Below are 14,823 nucleotides of genomic sequence, written 5' to 3' on the forward strand. Positions count from 1 at the left end.
CATCGCATTGGGCGTATGAATAGAAAATCCCCGCAGCCAGTATCAAAAGCTGCGGGTGAGAACTAGATAATCAGTTCGTGTAGCGCGGCGTCTTTACGGTCGAGATAATGGGTTGAGCGGATACGGCGGATGGTGCGAGATTTACCGCGGATCAACAGTGTCTCTGTTGTCGCCATATTGCCCTGGCGGCTGATACCTTGCAGCAAGTCACCTGTTGTGATCCCGGTGGCAGAAAAAATCACATTGTCGTTGCGGGCCATCTCATCCAGAGCAAGAACTTTGCCCGCTTCAATGCCCATCTGCTGGCAACGTGCTAGCTCTTCTTCACCAATACGGCGGTTTTCAGCGCTATCACCTTTAACATGATGGCGTGCTAATAAGCGACCTTGCATATCACCATCCAGTGCACGAATAACCGCAGCAGAAATTACCCCTTCGGGTGCGCCGCCAATGCCGTACATTACGTCTACTTCGCTCTCTGGCATACAAGTGAGAATGGTGGCGGCTACATCGCCGTCTGGGAAGGCAAATACTCGCACGCCCAGTTGCTGCATCTCGCGAATAATATCGTCATGGCGTGGTTTGGCTAGAATAGATACTGTCAATTCGCTCAGCGGTTTGTTCAGGCTCTTGGCAATCGTACGCAGATTATCAGCCAGCGGTAGCGATAAGTTGATACTGCCTTTCGCTCCTGGGCCAACTACCAGTTTCTCCATATACATGTCAGGTGCATTAAGAAATGATCCTTTATCCCCGACGGCTAGTACCGTCAGCGCGTTAGCTTGCCCCATGGCAGTCATTCTGGTGCCTTCGATCGGGTCTACGGCGATATCTACCGCATCGCCCTTGCCGGTACCTACGGCTTCGCCGATATACAACATTGGCGCTTCATCGATTTCACCTTCGCCAATAACAATTTTGCCCTCGATATCCACCTTGTTAAGCATAATGCGCATCGCTTGCACGGCAGCATTATCAGCCAGGTTTTTGTCCCCACGGCCAAGCCATTTATAACCAGCAAGGGCAGCAGCTTCAGTAACACGGGAGAATTCGATAGCTAATTCACGTTTCATGACTCAGTCCATATTGAGGGAGTAATGGGAGATTGTATAAACGGAATACTATCACAGCGTCGGGAGGGATGAGGCGGCATAAAAAAACTCCCCATTTAGGGGAGTTTTGGATAGCGATTTAAACGGGCTCAATGTTGCGATTATTCGTCGTGATCTTCCCACGAACGTACGCGAGATACCGCTTTCTGCCAACCTTTGTAACGTACATTACGCTCAGTGGTTTCAATGCTTGGGCGGAATTCTCTTTCGATAGTCGCTTTAGCACGAACTTCGTCGAGATCGTTCCAGAAGCCTACAGCCAGACCCGCCAGATAGGCGGCGCCCAATGCAGTGACTTCCAACACCTCTGGACGTTCAACACGGGTGCCTAAAATGTCAGACTGGAACTGCATCAGGAAGTTGTTGGCGACAGCGCCACCATCGACACGCAGAGCCTGCAGACGTGCGCCTGAGTCAGCTTGCATCGCATCCAATACGTCACGGGTCTGATAAGCAATAGACTCCAGCGTAGCGCGGATGATGTGGTTGCTGTTAGCACCACGGCTTAAACCGAAGATAGCGCCGCGTGCATATGGGTCCCAGTAAGGTGCACCCAAGCCGGTAAAGGCAGGAACAACATACACACCGTTAGTATCTTTCACTTTATTGGCGAAATATTCGGAGTCGGCGGCATCGTTGATGAGCTTCATCTGGTCACGTAGCCATTGAATAGAGGCACCGCCAACGAACACTGCACCTTCCAGTGCGTAGTTCACTTCACCTTTCGGTCCACAAGCAATAGTGGTCAACAGACCATTTTTTGATGCTACTGCTTCAGTTCCGGTATTCATCAACAGGAAGCAGCCTGTTCCGTAGGTATTTTTAGCCATACCTTTTTGTACGCACAGTTGGCCATAAAGCGCCGCCTGTTGGTCACCGGCGATCCCGGCGATTGGAATACGTGTACCGCCTTTACCACCGATGTTGGTTTGGCCGTAAACTTCTGAAGAGGCGCGCACTTCTGGCAGCATTTCACTCGGGATATCCAAAGCTTCTAACATGCGTTCATCCCACTTGAGAGTGTGAATGTTGAACAGCATGGTACGTGAAGCATTGGTGTAATCAGTAACGTGGACGCGGCCTTGGGTCATTTTCCATACCAGCCAGGTATCAACGGTACCAAATAATAGCTCACCGCGTTTTGCACGCTCACGGGAACCTTCAACGTGGTCAAGGATCCATTTTACTTTAGTACCGGAGAAATACGGGTCGACAACTAAGCCGGTATTTTCGCGGATATAGTCTTCTAATCCGTCTTTCTTCAGCTTTTCACAAATCTCTGCAGTACGGCGGCATTGCCAGACGATGGCATTATAAATTGGCTTACCGGTGTCTTTTTCCCAGACGATAGTGGTTTCACGTTGGTTGGTGATACCAATACCGGCAATTTGGTCTGAGTTAATGTCGGCTTTGGCCAGCACTTCAACAAGCACTGAGCTTTGTGATGCCCAAATTTCCATTGGGTCGTGCTCAACCCAACCTGATTTAGGATAGATTTGGGTAAATTCACGCTGAGAGATGCTAACGATATTAGCATCATGGTCCAACACGACTGCGCGTGAACTGGTTGTGCCCTGGTCGAGAGCAACGATGTATTTTTTTTCGTGAGTCTTATCGTTTGACATAATTTCCGTCCTGCAAAATTGAGCAATGAATAGTGTAGCGTATTAGGCTTTACGACGAGCGGATTGCTTGGTCGTTTCTTCTTCCTGAATATGAATCTCTTTAGGAAGGTACTGACTAATCAAAGTCTTATAGCCAAATGCCCCTAAACATGCGCCAACCAATGGCCCGAAGATTGGAACCAAGAAATATGGGATATCACGTCCGCCGGTGAAGGCAACTTTGCCCCATCCTGCAAAGAAGGCGAACAGTTTAGGACCGAAGTCACGAGCAGGGTTAAGAGCAAACCCGGTCAGTGGACCCATTGAGCCACCGATAACCGCAACTAACAGGCCAATTAAGAATGGTGCCAATGGGCCACGTGGGATGCCATTGCCATCGTCAGTCAGAGCCAAGATCACGGCCATCAGAACAGCAGTAATCACTACTTCAACCAAGAACGCCTGCGGAACGCTGATATGCGGATTAGGGTAAGTGGAGAAGATACTTGCCAGATCCAGGCTTTCTACACTGCCTCGCACCATGTTGTGCGCTTGTTCGTAATCGAAGAACAGATTGTAGTAAAGGCCGTAAACCAGCGCAGCGGCACAAAACGCCCCGGCGACTTGCGAGATAATATAGGGAACAACTTTGCGTCCATCAAAGTTGGCAAACAAACATAAGGCAACGGTCACCGCAGGGTTGAGGTGAGCGCCAGAAATAGCAGCTGTGAGATAAATGGCCATGGAAACGCCCAGGCCCCAAATGATACAGATTTCCCAAAGACCGAAGGTTGCTCCAGCCAGTTTCAACGCGGCAACACAACCTGCGCCAAAGAAGATGATTAGCCCGGTTCCGAGGAATTCCGCGATACATTGGCCTTTTAATGTAGGACTGTTGGTTTGGCTCATAGTCTGATCCTATATAAGGATAGTGAAAAATAGGGACGTTATAGTTATCGGCAATCATTCTAGCTATGTTAATAAGTTGATGCGTTTCGTCTAAAATGAGTCCGTCATGTGAATTTAGCGTTAACGAACATAAACGAGAAATAGCGAACTTAAATTCTGTGTGCTGCGTCATGAAAATGAGCGATCATGAGTGTTTTGGACTAGTCAGAAACGCTTCTAAAGCAAGGAATGGGCACTTTTTTCAGTTTTTACTGATAGTCTTGATGCTAAAATTGCAACAGACTGCGTGCAACGCCGGGTTGTTGCTAGACAGGGCAAGACTGGCTACATACAATCCATAGAGAGTGGGGCGCGACATTCGCGTAGATTCACTCCACAAGCTGGCCTTTGCGCGTTTTATAACGGATGCATTGCCAATAAGCGAATTCTTGCGCCACGTCCGGACGACGCGGCGACACGATGAAAGATATACGCCTTGCGAACAAAATAAGGGGAACCACCATGTCATTTGAAGTTTTTGAGAAATTAGAATCTAAAGTTCAGCAAGCGATTGATACCATTACTTTATTGCAGATGGAAATCGAAGAGTTAAAAGAGAAGAACAACAGCCTGTCCCAGCAAGTTCAGCAAGCGGCTGGCAACCAAGAGTCTTTGGTGCGTGAAAACACTCAGCTGAAAGAAGAGCAACATGTGTGGCAGGATCGTCTGCGCGCTTTGCTCGGTAAAATGGAAGAGGTTTAAGTCTGACCGGACTTTGTGCGGTTTCTTTAAGCCAGAAAGGCTTGGTTTAACGAGCTGCACACTTTAGAACACTGTTAGCAGAACAGTGAAGTTTTCGGCTTATCAAATGCAGTGTCCAATTTGGCATTGCAGCCTAAGCCGCCTAAAGGGCCGAGGCGCGGCCCTTTAGAATCCCGCGCCTTTTCATGCTGTTATATCGGATTCCAATTAAGCCATGTTTCAGGTACCACTGCGACAGGCGCAAATGTCGCTGCTCCGCAGTCCCTTCCGTCGGGATTCGGACTCGCTCAATAAACACTTCGCGATATCTCACCGCTCCTTCAACGCCATTTCGAGTGCGCCCTGCAGGCTTTTTTAAAGCCAAAAACGAAAACTGTTTTATTTCGCCTTTGAATTTGACCTTAAAAGCCGCTAAGCGCACTCAAAATTTCACCGCCAAGTGGTGAGAGACAATAGTTTTATCATTGGCTCGAATCCCGCAGCCGGGCATCCCGGATGGGATGAAATTTGCGCGATAACGGAAGCCGCTGAAACATGGCTTCCAGTGGATTGGAGGCTAATGTATTGAAAGGGCTGGAGATTCCAAAGAGGAAAGCCCATTTTCCTCTTTGGTCGGCTTCGGCTGCAGAGCCGAATTAGATACAGCACTTAAGGAGCCGAAAACTACACGGCTCCGGTTTTACAAAACCGCTTCAAGCCCGGTCAGGCTCCTCTTACTCTATGTCGAGCGGATCTTCCGACAAGACAATCCCGGTATTATCCGCATACAGGTGATCGCCAGAGAAGAAGGTGACACCGCCGAAGTTTACGCGAATGTCGCTTTCGCCAATGCCTTCACTCGCTGCACCGGCAGGGATGGCGGCCATTGCCTGGATACCGAGGTCCAGTTCGACCAAATCATCAACCTGACGCACTGCGCCGTAAATGACGATACCTTCCCATTCGTTTTGCTGGGCAAGGCGTGCTAATCCGGCGTCTAGTAGCGCACGGCGTACTGAGCCACCGCCGTCTATTAACAGCACGCGGCCACGACCATTTTCTTCGAGCAGGTCATATAGCAAGCCATTATCTTCAAAGCATTTCACCGTAGTGATTTGCCCGCCAAATGAAGTACGTCCACCAAAGTTGGAGAACAGCGGTTCAACGACATTCACTTCTTCATGATAGATGTCGCATAGTTCTGAAGTATCGTATTTCATAGGATTTTATTCTGGTTGCTGCATGGGCGGCCATTATATCCCTTTCTGCCTACTGTTGGCAAAATCATCAATTGTTAAATTTGTAGGAAAGTTAACCATTTTTCGCCGCAGTGACGTTTTCTGCCTTCACAATGACATAGGGAGGCTTGCGCCTCCCTATGGGATCATTTACTGAACCGCATCCGATAATTACAGGATAAAGCGGCTTAGATCTTCGTCAGCAACCAGTTCATCTAAGTGGCCGCGAACATAATCAGCATCAATCTCAACGGTTGTGCCTGGGCTTTCGCTGGCATCATAAGAGATATCTTCCATCAAGCGTTCTAACACGGTGTGTAAACGACGAGCACCGATGTTTTCGGTCGTTTCGTTTACCTGCCAGGCCGCTTCTGCAATACGGCGAATACCGTCAGTAGTAAAGTTGATGGTGACACCTTCGGTTTGCATCAACGCTTTGTACTGATGGGTTAGCGAAGCGCTAGGTTCAGTCAGAATGCGTTCGAAATCTTCTGTCGACAGTGCTTGCAGTTCCACACGAATCGGCAGACGACCTTGCAGTTCTGGGATCAAATCTGAAGGGTTAGCAGTTTGGAAAGCGCCTGATGCGATAAACAAAATGTGGTCGGTTTTGACCATGCCATGCTTGGTCGAAACGGTGCAACCTTCAACCAATGGCAGCAGGTCACGCTGCACACCTTCGCGGGACACGTCCGGTCCTGAGCTTTGGCCGCCACGTTTACAGATTTTGTCGATCTCATCAATAAACACGATACCGTGTTGCTCAACAGCTTCGATAGCCTGTTCTTTCAACTCTTCTGGGTTAACCAGTTTGGCCGCTTCTTCTTCAATCAACAGCTTGAAGGCTTCTTTGATTTTCAGCTTACGCGCTTTCTGTTTTTGACCCGCCATGTTTTGGAACATGGATTGCAACTGATTGGTCATCTCTTCCATGCCCGGAGGGGACATGATTTCAACGCCCATTGGTGCCGCGGCTAGATTAATTTCAATCTCTTTATCGTCGAGCTGACCTTCACGTAGTTTTTTACGGAAAGCCTGACGCGCAGAAGAAGGTTCCTGCGTCTCTTCTGGTTGTCCCCAGTTGTTTTTAGCCGGTGGGATCAACACATCGAGAATACGGTCTTCAGCCATTTCTTCGGCGCGGTGACGGTTTTTCTCGATAGACTGCATGCGTACCAGTTGCACCGCAGAATCAGTCAGGTCACGAATAATTGAGTCGACTTCTTTACCGACATAACCGACTTCGGTGAACTTAGTCGCTTCTACTTTGATAAACGGCGCATTTGCCAGTTTAGCCAGGCGACGGGCGATCTCGGTTTTACCGACGCCGGTTGGGCCGATCATCAAAATGTTCTTTGGCGTTACTTCGTGGCGCAATGCTTCATCAAGTTGCATCCGGCGCCAGCGGTTACGCAAGGCAATGGCCACGGCGCGTTTCGCTTTATCCTGGCCAATGATGTAACTGTCTAATTCGCTGACAATCTCGCGTGGAGTCATTTCAGACATATTCTCGATCCTTACGCTTTAGGATTGCTGGATAATTCCAGGAATGTTTGATTGTGGTTGGTGTAAATGCAGATATCGCCAGCGATATTCAGGGATTTTTCTACAATTTCACGCGCGCTTAAGTCGCTGTTTTCCAGCAGGGCAGTCGCTGCAGCCTGTGCATAAGGGCCACCAGAGCCAATAGCGATCAGGTCATTTTCAGGCTGAATAACGTCACCATTACCGCTGATAATCAGGGATGCATTTTCATCTGCAACCGCTAACAGTGCTTCCAGACGACGTAGCATGCGATCGGTTCGCCAATCTTTTGCCAGTTCGACAGCGGCTTTTACCAGGTGGCCTTGGTGCATTTCCAGTTTACGCTCGAATAACTCAAAAAGGGTAAATGCATCAGCTGTTCCGCCCGCAAAACCGGCAATTACTTTATCGTTATAAAGGCGGCGTACTTTTTTGACGTTACCTTTCATCACGGTATTACCTAGCGTGGCCTGGCCATCGCCCCCGATCACTACTTGGCCATTACGGCGTACACTTACAATTGTTGTCACGAGCGGTTCCTCGTTGCAGACGGAAAAAGTCCCTAAGCGCTTGGTGCTCATCTTATGGCACAAAGCGCTTAGGGCAGGTTGAGATCATAGATTGGGGAGGAAAACGACTTTTCAACCCCCGGTAGCGAGGGGAATGCAGCCAGAAATACCAGATTGTTTTAGTCGGTCGAGTACATTATTGGCACTCGTACGGCTATTGAATGGACCAATAACGACGCGATTCCAACCGCCGCCGCTGCTGACGCGGCCTTCAAAGCCTTCAAATGCCAATCGGGCACGAGCCGATTCAGCCTGTTCTGCGCCACGGAAAGAACCACATTGCACTAAGAAACGCTGCGTTTTCTCTTGTGGCTTCGGTTGTTCTTTTTCCGGACTATTCTCAGCTAACGCCTGAGGTTTCGGTTTTTCTTTTTCGACCCGGCTTTCAGGTTTGGCCTGAGTGATCATTTGCTGACGCCGTTCTTCCGGTGCTTTTTGCACGGGCTTCGGCTGTACCGTTCGCGTCTGTTCCTGTCTCACGGGCTGTTCTTGTCGGGTAACTTGTTCCTGCCGCGGCTGCACCTGACGTGGTGGCGTTTGTTGTGGAACACGGACCGGCTGATGTACCTGTGGCTGCACCGCCTGTTGCGACGAATTGTTCATCTGATATGAATTATTCATCTGACGCGATGTGTTGGCACTTCGAGTCGATTGCGTTGGGTCGTTGTAAGGTACTTCAGAGAGTTGCGTCGGCTGCTGGCGCATGTCGGCCTGCATCTGATCGAGCAACTGTCGTTGTTCTGGCGTCAACTGAGTCTTAGTGGTTATATCACCACCGGAGGTCGGCTCCGTCGGCGTTTGCACATTCAATTGGCGATTTTCTAGTTCCTTGATGTAGCGCCAGCGCTCTTCAGGTTTTGGCGGTAAGCCATTGCCCGGCCTGACCGCATGGGTCGGCATAATCTGCGCTTCTTCAGCTTTATGGTGAGAAATGAAATACAAACCACCAATAAATACGACTAATACCGCGACGGCCAAGACCACCAAGGTTTTAGGTATTTTCGGAGAACTTTTTTTCTTACCGCGGGTTGGTTTCCGCTTTGCTCCTGAGCGTCCACGGCTCACATAGTCTCTTTGTGCCACTATCGTTTCGCTGTGTCGTTATGTTGGAAGAAATGCTTCATTTTACTGAACCCTAAATTTTACAGACCGTTGGCCGGAGTTTGGCGTGTCACATAGCGTGCCTGCCAGCGGAAAACTAAAACATTGACTAGCGCTTAGGTGCTGCAGTACTGCCGCGCACAATAAGTTCACTGTCTAACAAACGTGAACCACTCTGTACGTTATTACCATTAAGCTGTTCTAATAATAATAACATGGCTTGCTCACCTATTTGGAATCTTGGTTGCGCAACCGTAGTCAGCGGCGGATCGTAATATTGGCTGATTTTTATATCGTCGAAACCAACAATAGACAAATCTTGGGGAATGCGCAGCCCTATTTTCTTTGCTTGGTACATCGCGCCAATCGCCATTATATCGTTATGGCAAAAAATGGCGGTCGGTGGTGTCGATAAATTCATCAATTGGTCTAATGCTTGCGCACCGGATTCGAAATCGAAATCCCCTCTGATAATGGCGTGGCTATCAACGTTAATACCGCTACGGCGCAACGCCTGAATATAGCCTTGCAGACGGTACTGACACAGCGGCATATTTTCCGGGCCGGTAATACAGGCAATATGTTTATGCCCTAAACGTAGCAGATAATTCACGGCTTCGAAGGCGGCGGTCAAATTATCAATATGTACGGTAGGTAGCTCAAGCTCCGGTGCAAACTCATTGGCCATTACCATTGGTGGTAAATTGTGTTGCTCTTCTTTACTGGCATCGAAAGGCAAATCTGAACCTAACAACAACATGCCATCAATCTGCTTGGTAATAATCAGATTAATAAAGGTTTTTTCCTGCTGGTTTTGTTGCGCGCAGTCACCTAACAGCACCAGATAACCATGTTGTGCAGCAGTACGTTCGATCCCTTGGATCACTTCGGCAAAGAAGGGATCGCAAATATCAGGAACAACGACCAGAATCGTTCGTGACTCGTTACGCTTAAGATTACGAGAAAGTGCATGGGGTGAATAACCTACGGCCAATACCGCCTGCTCGACTTTTTGTCTGGTAAGCGCCGATACTTTTTCAGGACTCATCAACGCTCGCGATACCGTTGCGGTCGATACCCCCGCGCTTTCGGCAACATCTTTCATCGTTGCAGAGGCCATTTCTCTCTTGTGATCCAACGCATCTCTCCTTGCACTCTTAGATACAACGACATGGCGTGACAAAGTTATTTTCCCGTAGCCTGTCCATACAGACTCTTATTTTTTTAAGAGCTTTTCTTTACTTAATAGGACGCTACGCTGGTGAGCGCATAGCACATCACATTCTAAACAGTTTGTGATTAGGATTTGTTACCTAATTTGCATCAAAATTGTGATCTTAGTGACTTTTTTCGATCTGCTACGTAAAACACCTTATCTCGCTAATACGTAATCTGAGTGCTTAGCTATCGATGGGATCAACATCTAGCGTCCATTTCACTTTTTTCGCCTGTGGCAGACTGGCGATCAGCGGCTGAGAGGTTTTGATCACCTGTTGCAAGGCGCGGCGAGAAGGGTGTTGCAATAACAATTGCCAGCGGAAGCGGCCACCTCGTTTGGCGTGTAAAGCCGGAACGGGGCCGAGTATCCACAGTGCGTCATCTTTATGCGGGCTGGCTTCGAGCAAATTTCGCAATTGTTGCAAGAAAAGGGGAGCCTGCTGGTTATCGTGATCTTCGCAGCGGATAAGGATATGGCTGGTGAAGGGCGGCAAAAAGACGCTTTTCCGCTCAGCCAGCGTCTGTTCGGCGAACGCATCGTAGCCGTGCTGCAGTAATACTTGCAGTAAAGGGTGATCGGGGTGATGGGTTTGTAATACCACTTCACCTTGTTTGCCAGCCCGCCCGGCGCGTCCGGAAACCTGAGTATAGAGTTGGGCAAAGCGCTCGGCAGAACGGAAATCTGCCGAAAATAGCGCGCCATCGACATCGAGTAGCGAGACCAGCGTAACATCCGGGAAGTGATGGCCTTTAGCCAGCATTTGGGTGCCAATCAAAATACGTGCGCCGCCGCGATGTACTTCAGCCAGATGTTGCTCGAGCGAACCTTTACGGCTGGTGGTGTCACGGTCGATACGGGTAATCGGTGTATCAGGGAACAGCGGGGCCAGCTCGTTTTCCAACTGTTCAGTGCCGACACCGACCGAGACTAACTGCGTCGACCCACACTGTGGACACTGGTGGGGCACGGCGCGTTGGCTATCACAGTGATGGCAGCGCAACTGGCGCTGGTTTTGGTGCAAGGTGTAATAGTGATCACAGCGCTGGCATTCCGCTATCCAGCCACATTCGTGGCACAGGAGCGCAGGCGCATAGCCACGGCGGTTGAGGAACAGCATCACCTGATTATCGGCTTTTAGATGGTGATGCATCCGTTGGATCAGCGCTTGCGATAGCCCGACTTTTAGTGGCAGGCCTTTTAGGTCCAGGAGATGCTGAGCCGCCGGTTTGGCATTGCCGGCACGTTTGGTCAGCGTTAACTGGCGATATTTCCCCTGTTGGACATTGTGCAGCGTTTCTAGTGCAGGCGTGGCGGAACCCATAACAATCGGGATATTTTCCGCATGGGCGCGAAACACGGCCAAATCGCGGGCGTGATAGCGCCACCCTTCCTGCTGCTTATAAGACGCGTCGTGCTCTTCATCAATGATAATCACCCCGAGGCGGGCGAACGGCGTAAACAATGAAGAACGCGTGCCGATGACAATCCCGGCTTCACCGTTGCGTGCACGTAACCACACGGCCAGACGTTCGCTGTCGTTAAGCCCGGAGTGTAATACGTCTACCGGCGCGCTGAAACGCTCGCGGAAGCGGGCGATGGTTTGCGGGGTTAATCCGATTTCGGGCACCATCACCAGCGCCTGGCGGCCTTGCTCAAGGATATTCTCGAGTACGCTTAGATAGACTTCTGTTTTACCTGAACCTGTTACCCCAGCTAGCAGCCAGGCGGAGAATTGCTGGTCTTCGCTGCGTATCGCACCTACAGCGGTGGCTTGCTCAGTATTGAGCCGCAGCCGTTCACCAATCACGCTAAAGTTCTGGCGCCAATCCTGTGCGGTAGGCGCTACGCTCTGTAAATCCGTCAGGCCTTTGCTACGCAATGCTTGAAGCGCGGTTTCAGCTAACGCCAGATCACTGACCTGATGGCGATAGATTTTTCCCTGAAGTAACGCGGCCATCGCCTGTTGCTGCTTGGGAGCACGTTTTAAACTATCGAGCGGCGTGGCGCGGCCTTGCTCGGTAGCAAACCACTGCCACAGTGGCGTTAATTCGGCAGGCTTTCCCTGACGTAATAATACCGGCAGCGCGTGGAATAGCACCTCGCCTAATGGAAAGTGATAATAGTCCGCCGCCCAATGTAAAATTCGCCACAGCGCTGGACTAAACAGGCTTTCGTTATCGAGGACATCGCTGATGGATTTGAGCTTATCGAGTGGAAACTCACTGCTGTCGCTGATGCCAGTCACAATGCCGATAGCATTGCGTTTGCCAAAAGGTACGCTGACCCGGCAGCCACTATTTACCTGCATTCCAGCAGGTAAAAGGTAGTCAAATGTCCGGGGCAGAGGAACGGGCAACGCAACGTGAGCAACAGGCATGAAGAGTCCAAACTATAAAAAAATGACGAGATAGTGTACACTGTGGCAGTCGAAATGTATGAACATCATTGCACGGCGATTTTATATTCTGTATGATTCGCCGCCTTTGGTGCATTTCGCACCGGAGCTTAATTTTCCATTACGCGTGGTGTCTGACGGTAACAAGGTTGGATAGCGACGCGGCCTAACCGAGGTTCTCCCATGAAAAAAGATATCCATCCTAAATACGTAGCTGTTACTGCAACTTGTTCTTGCGGTAACGTGATCAAAACTCACTCAACCGTGGGCCATGATCTGAACCTGGACGTATGTGGCGAATGCCACCCGTTCTACACTGGTAAGCAACGTGAAGTGGCTACCGGTGGACGCGTTGACCGCTTCAACAAGCGTTTCAGCGTACCGAGCAGCAAATAAGCTTAGCTCGATAGCAAAAAAGGCGCCAGTGGCGCCTTTTTTGTTGCTATTTTTTCTTTTCTAAAACAAGCTGTTATCTTTAGAAACAAGCTTTTATCGTTCAAGCCAAGCGCATTCAATCCGTTATATCCGCACCGCCCAGCTTCACCATCAGATTCCATCGACAGTGGTTTGATATCAATATTCCCAAGTATCCGGATCTACGCCCAATTCACGCATCAAAACCTTCGCGGCTTCTGGAATTTCATCGCTGCGTTCTTTACGCAGGTCTTCATCATTGGGTAAAGGCTGGCCTGTGAAGGCATGCAGGAATGCTTCACACAGCAGTTCGCTGTTGGTGGCATGACGCAAATTGTTCACCTGACGGCGAGTACGCTCATCAGTGAGAATTTTCAGCACTTTTAGCGGAATGGATACCGTGATCTTCTTAACTTGCTCGCTTTTCTTACCGTGTTCAGCGTAAGGGCTGACATATTCGCCGTTCCACTCAGCCATGGGACACCTTAAATTTATCAAAAAAAGAATAAAATCTTTAAAACGGAGTGATTATGCCCGATTTTCGAGGATCTCACTAAATAAATGTCCGTAATGGACATGCTTATTGCAATATTTATGGCGTTGCCTTGTTATTTCATCAACATACCGAGAACAGATTGCAATAGAGTGTTCTGCTCATACTTGACTGCATTTATCTTCGGCGAAGAAACGTGTTATCTGCCAGTCATGCGATACCGCTATAATTTTAGCGGGTATTCTCGGTTTGCTCAATCTACACGCAAAGAAGTTTAGATGTCCAGATGTATTGACGTCTATCTTTTCGGAAGTTACTCTTGACCCCCTCATCCTCTATTGTCCCGTTTGGAAGAAGCAACTATGACGCACAAGCAGGCTACTATCGCCGTTGGCAGCGGATTAAACACTGATAAACAATATGGCAGTGTTGTTCCGCAAATTACCCTTTCCAGCACGTATAACTTCGAAGATTTTAATCAGCCAAGAGCACATGACTATTCTCGTCGTGGCAACCCGACGCGAGATGTCGTGCAACGTGCGTTAGCCGATCTGGAAGGTGGCGCCGGTGCGGTGATGACCAGCAGTGGTATGTCTGCCATTCATTTAGTGTGTACTGTGTTTCTGAAACCGGGTGATTTATTGGTTGCGCCACATGATTGCTACGGCGGGAGTTATCGCCTGTTTGACAGCTTAAGCAAGCGTGGCGCTTATAATGTTCTGTTTGTTGATCAGGGCGACCCGCAGGCGCTGGCTGAAGCCTTGGCGAAAAAACCAAAATTGGTGTTGATAGAAACGCCAAGCAACCCATTGTTGCGCGTCGTCGATATCCAGGTTATTTGTGACGCGGCGCATCAGGCCGGTGCGTTGACCGTTGTTGATAATACCTTCCTGAGCCCGGCATTACAGTCACCGTTGCAACTTGGCGCGGATTTGGTGGTCCATTCATGTACTAAATATCTTAATGGCCATTCCGATGTGGTCGCCGGGACGGTAATATCTAAAACCGCCGAGCATGCGACCGAGTTAGCGTGGTGGGCGAATAACATCGGTGTTACCGGGGCGGCCTTTGATAGCTACTTGTTGTTGCGTGGACTGCGTACCTTGACTGTTCGCGTTAAGCAACAGCAGGCGAATGCGTTGTCTATTGTCGAGTATTTACAGCAGCAACCTTTAGTCAAAAAGCTGTATCATCCTTCCCTGCCAGAAAACCAGGGTCATGAAATCGCCAAGCGTCAGCAACGCGGTTTTGGGGCCATGTTAAGTTTCGAATTTAATGGGGATGAAGCGCGTCTGCGTGCGTTCCTCTCCGCGTTGAAGCTCTTCACGCTGGCCGAGTCACTCGGCGGGGTAGAAAGTCTGATTTCTCATACGGCTACCATGACCCACGCGGGCATGGCGCCAGAAGCGCGTAAAGCCGCGGGAATTTCCGACAGCCTGCTACGTATTTCAGTCGGTCTTGAAGATAGCGAAGATTTGATTGCCGATCTGGAGCAGGCGTTCCAGGTGGCAGCAACGAGGTAAGT

13 protein-coding genes are annotated in these 14,823 nt (G+C 49.6%); 3 read left to right on the forward strand and 10 right to left on the reverse strand.

Features of this window, described 5'->3' with window-relative positions; all coding sequences use genetic code 11:
- Window positions 1-62: 62 nt before the first annotated feature.
- The 3 genes from glpX to ACL9RG_RS16335 form a co-directional block, all read right to left on the reverse strand.
- On the reverse strand, window positions 63-1,073 hold the full coding sequence (glpX, locus tag ACL9RG_RS16325; protein WP_422793681.1) for a class II fructose-bisphosphatase: 1,011 nt from the start codon (window positions 1,071-1,073) through the stop codon (window positions 63-65).
- 140 nt (window positions 1,074-1,213) lie between these two features.
- On the reverse strand, window positions 1,214-2,737 hold the full coding sequence (gene glpK, locus ACL9RG_RS16330; RefSeq protein ID WP_422793682.1) for a glycerol kinase GlpK: 1,524 nt from the start codon (window positions 2,735-2,737) through the stop codon (window positions 1,214-1,216).
- Between the two features lie 42 nt (window positions 2,738-2,779).
- A complete protein-coding gene (locus ACL9RG_RS16335; RefSeq protein ID WP_422793683.1) occupies window positions 2,780-3,625 on the reverse strand; it encodes an MIP/aquaporin family protein in 846 nt (281 codons plus the stop codon).
- 501 nt (window positions 3,626-4,126) lie between these two features.
- On the opposite strand from ACL9RG_RS16335, the gene zapB reads away from it, so the two are divergent.
- Window positions 4,127-4,366: a septal ring assembly protein ZapB gene (gene zapB / locus ACL9RG_RS16340; protein WP_422793684.1), complete on the forward strand. Its 240-nt coding sequence runs from the start codon at window positions 4,127-4,129 to the stop codon at window positions 4,364-4,366.
- A gap of 713 nt (window positions 4,367-5,079) precedes the next feature.
- On the opposite strand, the gene rraA is transcribed toward zapB, so the two are convergent.
- From rraA to priA, 6 genes are all read right to left on the reverse strand, one after another.
- Window positions 5,080-5,565: a ribonuclease E activity regulator RraA gene (gene rraA / locus ACL9RG_RS16345; RefSeq protein ID WP_422793685.1), complete on the reverse strand. Its 486-nt coding sequence runs from the start codon at window positions 5,563-5,565 to the stop codon at window positions 5,080-5,082.
- 189 nt (window positions 5,566-5,754) lie between these two features.
- On the reverse strand, window positions 5,755-7,089 hold the full coding sequence (gene hslU, locus ACL9RG_RS16350) for an HslU--HslV peptidase ATPase subunit (protein WP_422793686.1): 1,335 nt from the start codon (window positions 7,087-7,089) through the stop codon (window positions 5,755-5,757).
- 11 nt (window positions 7,090-7,100) lie between these two features.
- Window positions 7,101-7,637 (reverse strand): ATP-dependent protease subunit HslV, encoded by a 537-nt coding sequence (gene hslV, locus ACL9RG_RS16355; RefSeq protein ID WP_422793687.1) that lies wholly within the window; start codon window positions 7,635-7,637, stop codon window positions 7,101-7,103.
- A 111-nt stretch (window positions 7,638-7,748) separates the two neighbouring features.
- Window positions 7,749-8,759, reverse strand: a complete 1,011-nt coding sequence (gene ftsN / locus ACL9RG_RS16360) for a cell division protein FtsN (RefSeq protein WP_422793688.1) — start codon at window positions 8,757-8,759, stop codon at window positions 7,749-7,751.
- A gap of 127 nt (window positions 8,760-8,886) precedes the next feature.
- Complete coding sequence (gene cytR / locus ACL9RG_RS16365; RefSeq protein WP_422793689.1) at window positions 8,887-9,915, reverse strand: DNA-binding transcriptional regulator CytR; 1,029 nt, start codon at window positions 9,913-9,915, stop codon at window positions 8,887-8,889.
- 262 nt (window positions 9,916-10,177) lie between these two features.
- Window positions 10,178-12,373, reverse strand: a complete 2,196-nt coding sequence (gene priA / locus ACL9RG_RS16370) for a primosomal protein N' (RefSeq protein WP_422793690.1) — start codon at window positions 12,371-12,373, stop codon at window positions 10,178-10,180.
- 201 nt (window positions 12,374-12,574) lie between these two features.
- Here priA and rpmE point away from each other — a divergent pair, with 201 nt between their 5' ends.
- Complete coding sequence (rpmE, locus tag ACL9RG_RS16375) at window positions 12,575-12,787, forward strand: 50S ribosomal protein L31 (RefSeq protein WP_422793691.1); 213 nt, start codon at window positions 12,575-12,577, stop codon at window positions 12,785-12,787.
- A gap of 177 nt (window positions 12,788-12,964) precedes the next feature.
- Here the strand turns inward: rpmE and metJ are convergent, their stop codons facing one another.
- Window positions 12,965-13,282, reverse strand: a complete 318-nt coding sequence (metJ, locus tag ACL9RG_RS16380; RefSeq protein ID WP_006317756.1) for a met regulon transcriptional regulator MetJ — start codon at window positions 13,280-13,282, stop codon at window positions 12,965-12,967.
- A gap of 378 nt (window positions 13,283-13,660) precedes the next feature.
- Here metJ and metB point away from each other — a divergent pair, with 378 nt between their 5' ends.
- On the forward strand, window positions 13,661-14,821 hold the full coding sequence (metB, locus tag ACL9RG_RS16385) for a cystathionine gamma-synthase (RefSeq protein ID WP_422793692.1): 1,161 nt from the start codon (window positions 13,661-13,663) through the stop codon (window positions 14,819-14,821).
- The last annotated feature ends 2 nt before the right edge of the window (window positions 14,822-14,823 follow it).

The organism is Rouxiella sp. Mn2063 (genome assembly GCF_049319665.1).
In the GTDB taxonomy this organism is placed as follows: domain Bacteria; phylum Pseudomonadota; class Gammaproteobacteria; order Enterobacterales; family Enterobacteriaceae; genus JBMOUD01.

Excerpts from the sequence above, each read along its gene's own strand:
- glpX (WP_422793681.1), bottom strand. The coding sequence starts at position 1,073 with ATGAAACGTGAATTAGCTATCGAATTCTCCCGTGTTACTGAAGCTGCT.
- glpK (WP_422793682.1), bottom strand. The coding sequence starts at position 2,737 with ATGTCAAACGATAAGACTCACGAAAAAAAATACATCGTTGCTCTCGAC.
- ACL9RG_RS16335 (WP_422793683.1), bottom strand. The coding sequence starts at position 3,625 with ATGAGCCAAACCAACAGTCCTACATTAAAAGGCCAATGTATCGCGGAA.
- zapB (WP_422793684.1), top strand. The coding sequence starts at position 4,127 with ATGTCATTTGAAGTTTTTGAGAAATTAGAATCTAAAGTTCAGCAAGCG.
- rraA (WP_422793685.1), bottom strand. The coding sequence starts at position 5,565 with ATGAAATACGATACTTCAGAACTATGCGACATCTATCATGAAGAAGTG.
- hslU (WP_422793686.1), bottom strand. The coding sequence starts at position 7,089 with ATGTCTGAAATGACTCCACGCGAGATTGTCAGCGAATTAGACAGTTAC.
- priA (WP_422793690.1), bottom strand. The coding sequence starts at position 12,373 with ATGCCTGTTGCTCACGTTGCGTTGCCCGTTCCTCTGCCCCGGACATTT.
- rpmE (WP_422793691.1), top strand. The coding sequence starts at position 12,575 with ATGAAAAAAGATATCCATCCTAAATACGTAGCTGTTACTGCAACTTGT.
- metJ (WP_006317756.1), bottom strand. The coding sequence starts at position 13,282 with ATGGCTGAGTGGAACGGCGAATATGTCAGCCCTTACGCTGAACACGGT.
- metB (WP_422793692.1), top strand. The coding sequence starts at position 13,661 with ATGACGCACAAGCAGGCTACTATCGCCGTTGGCAGCGGATTAAACACT.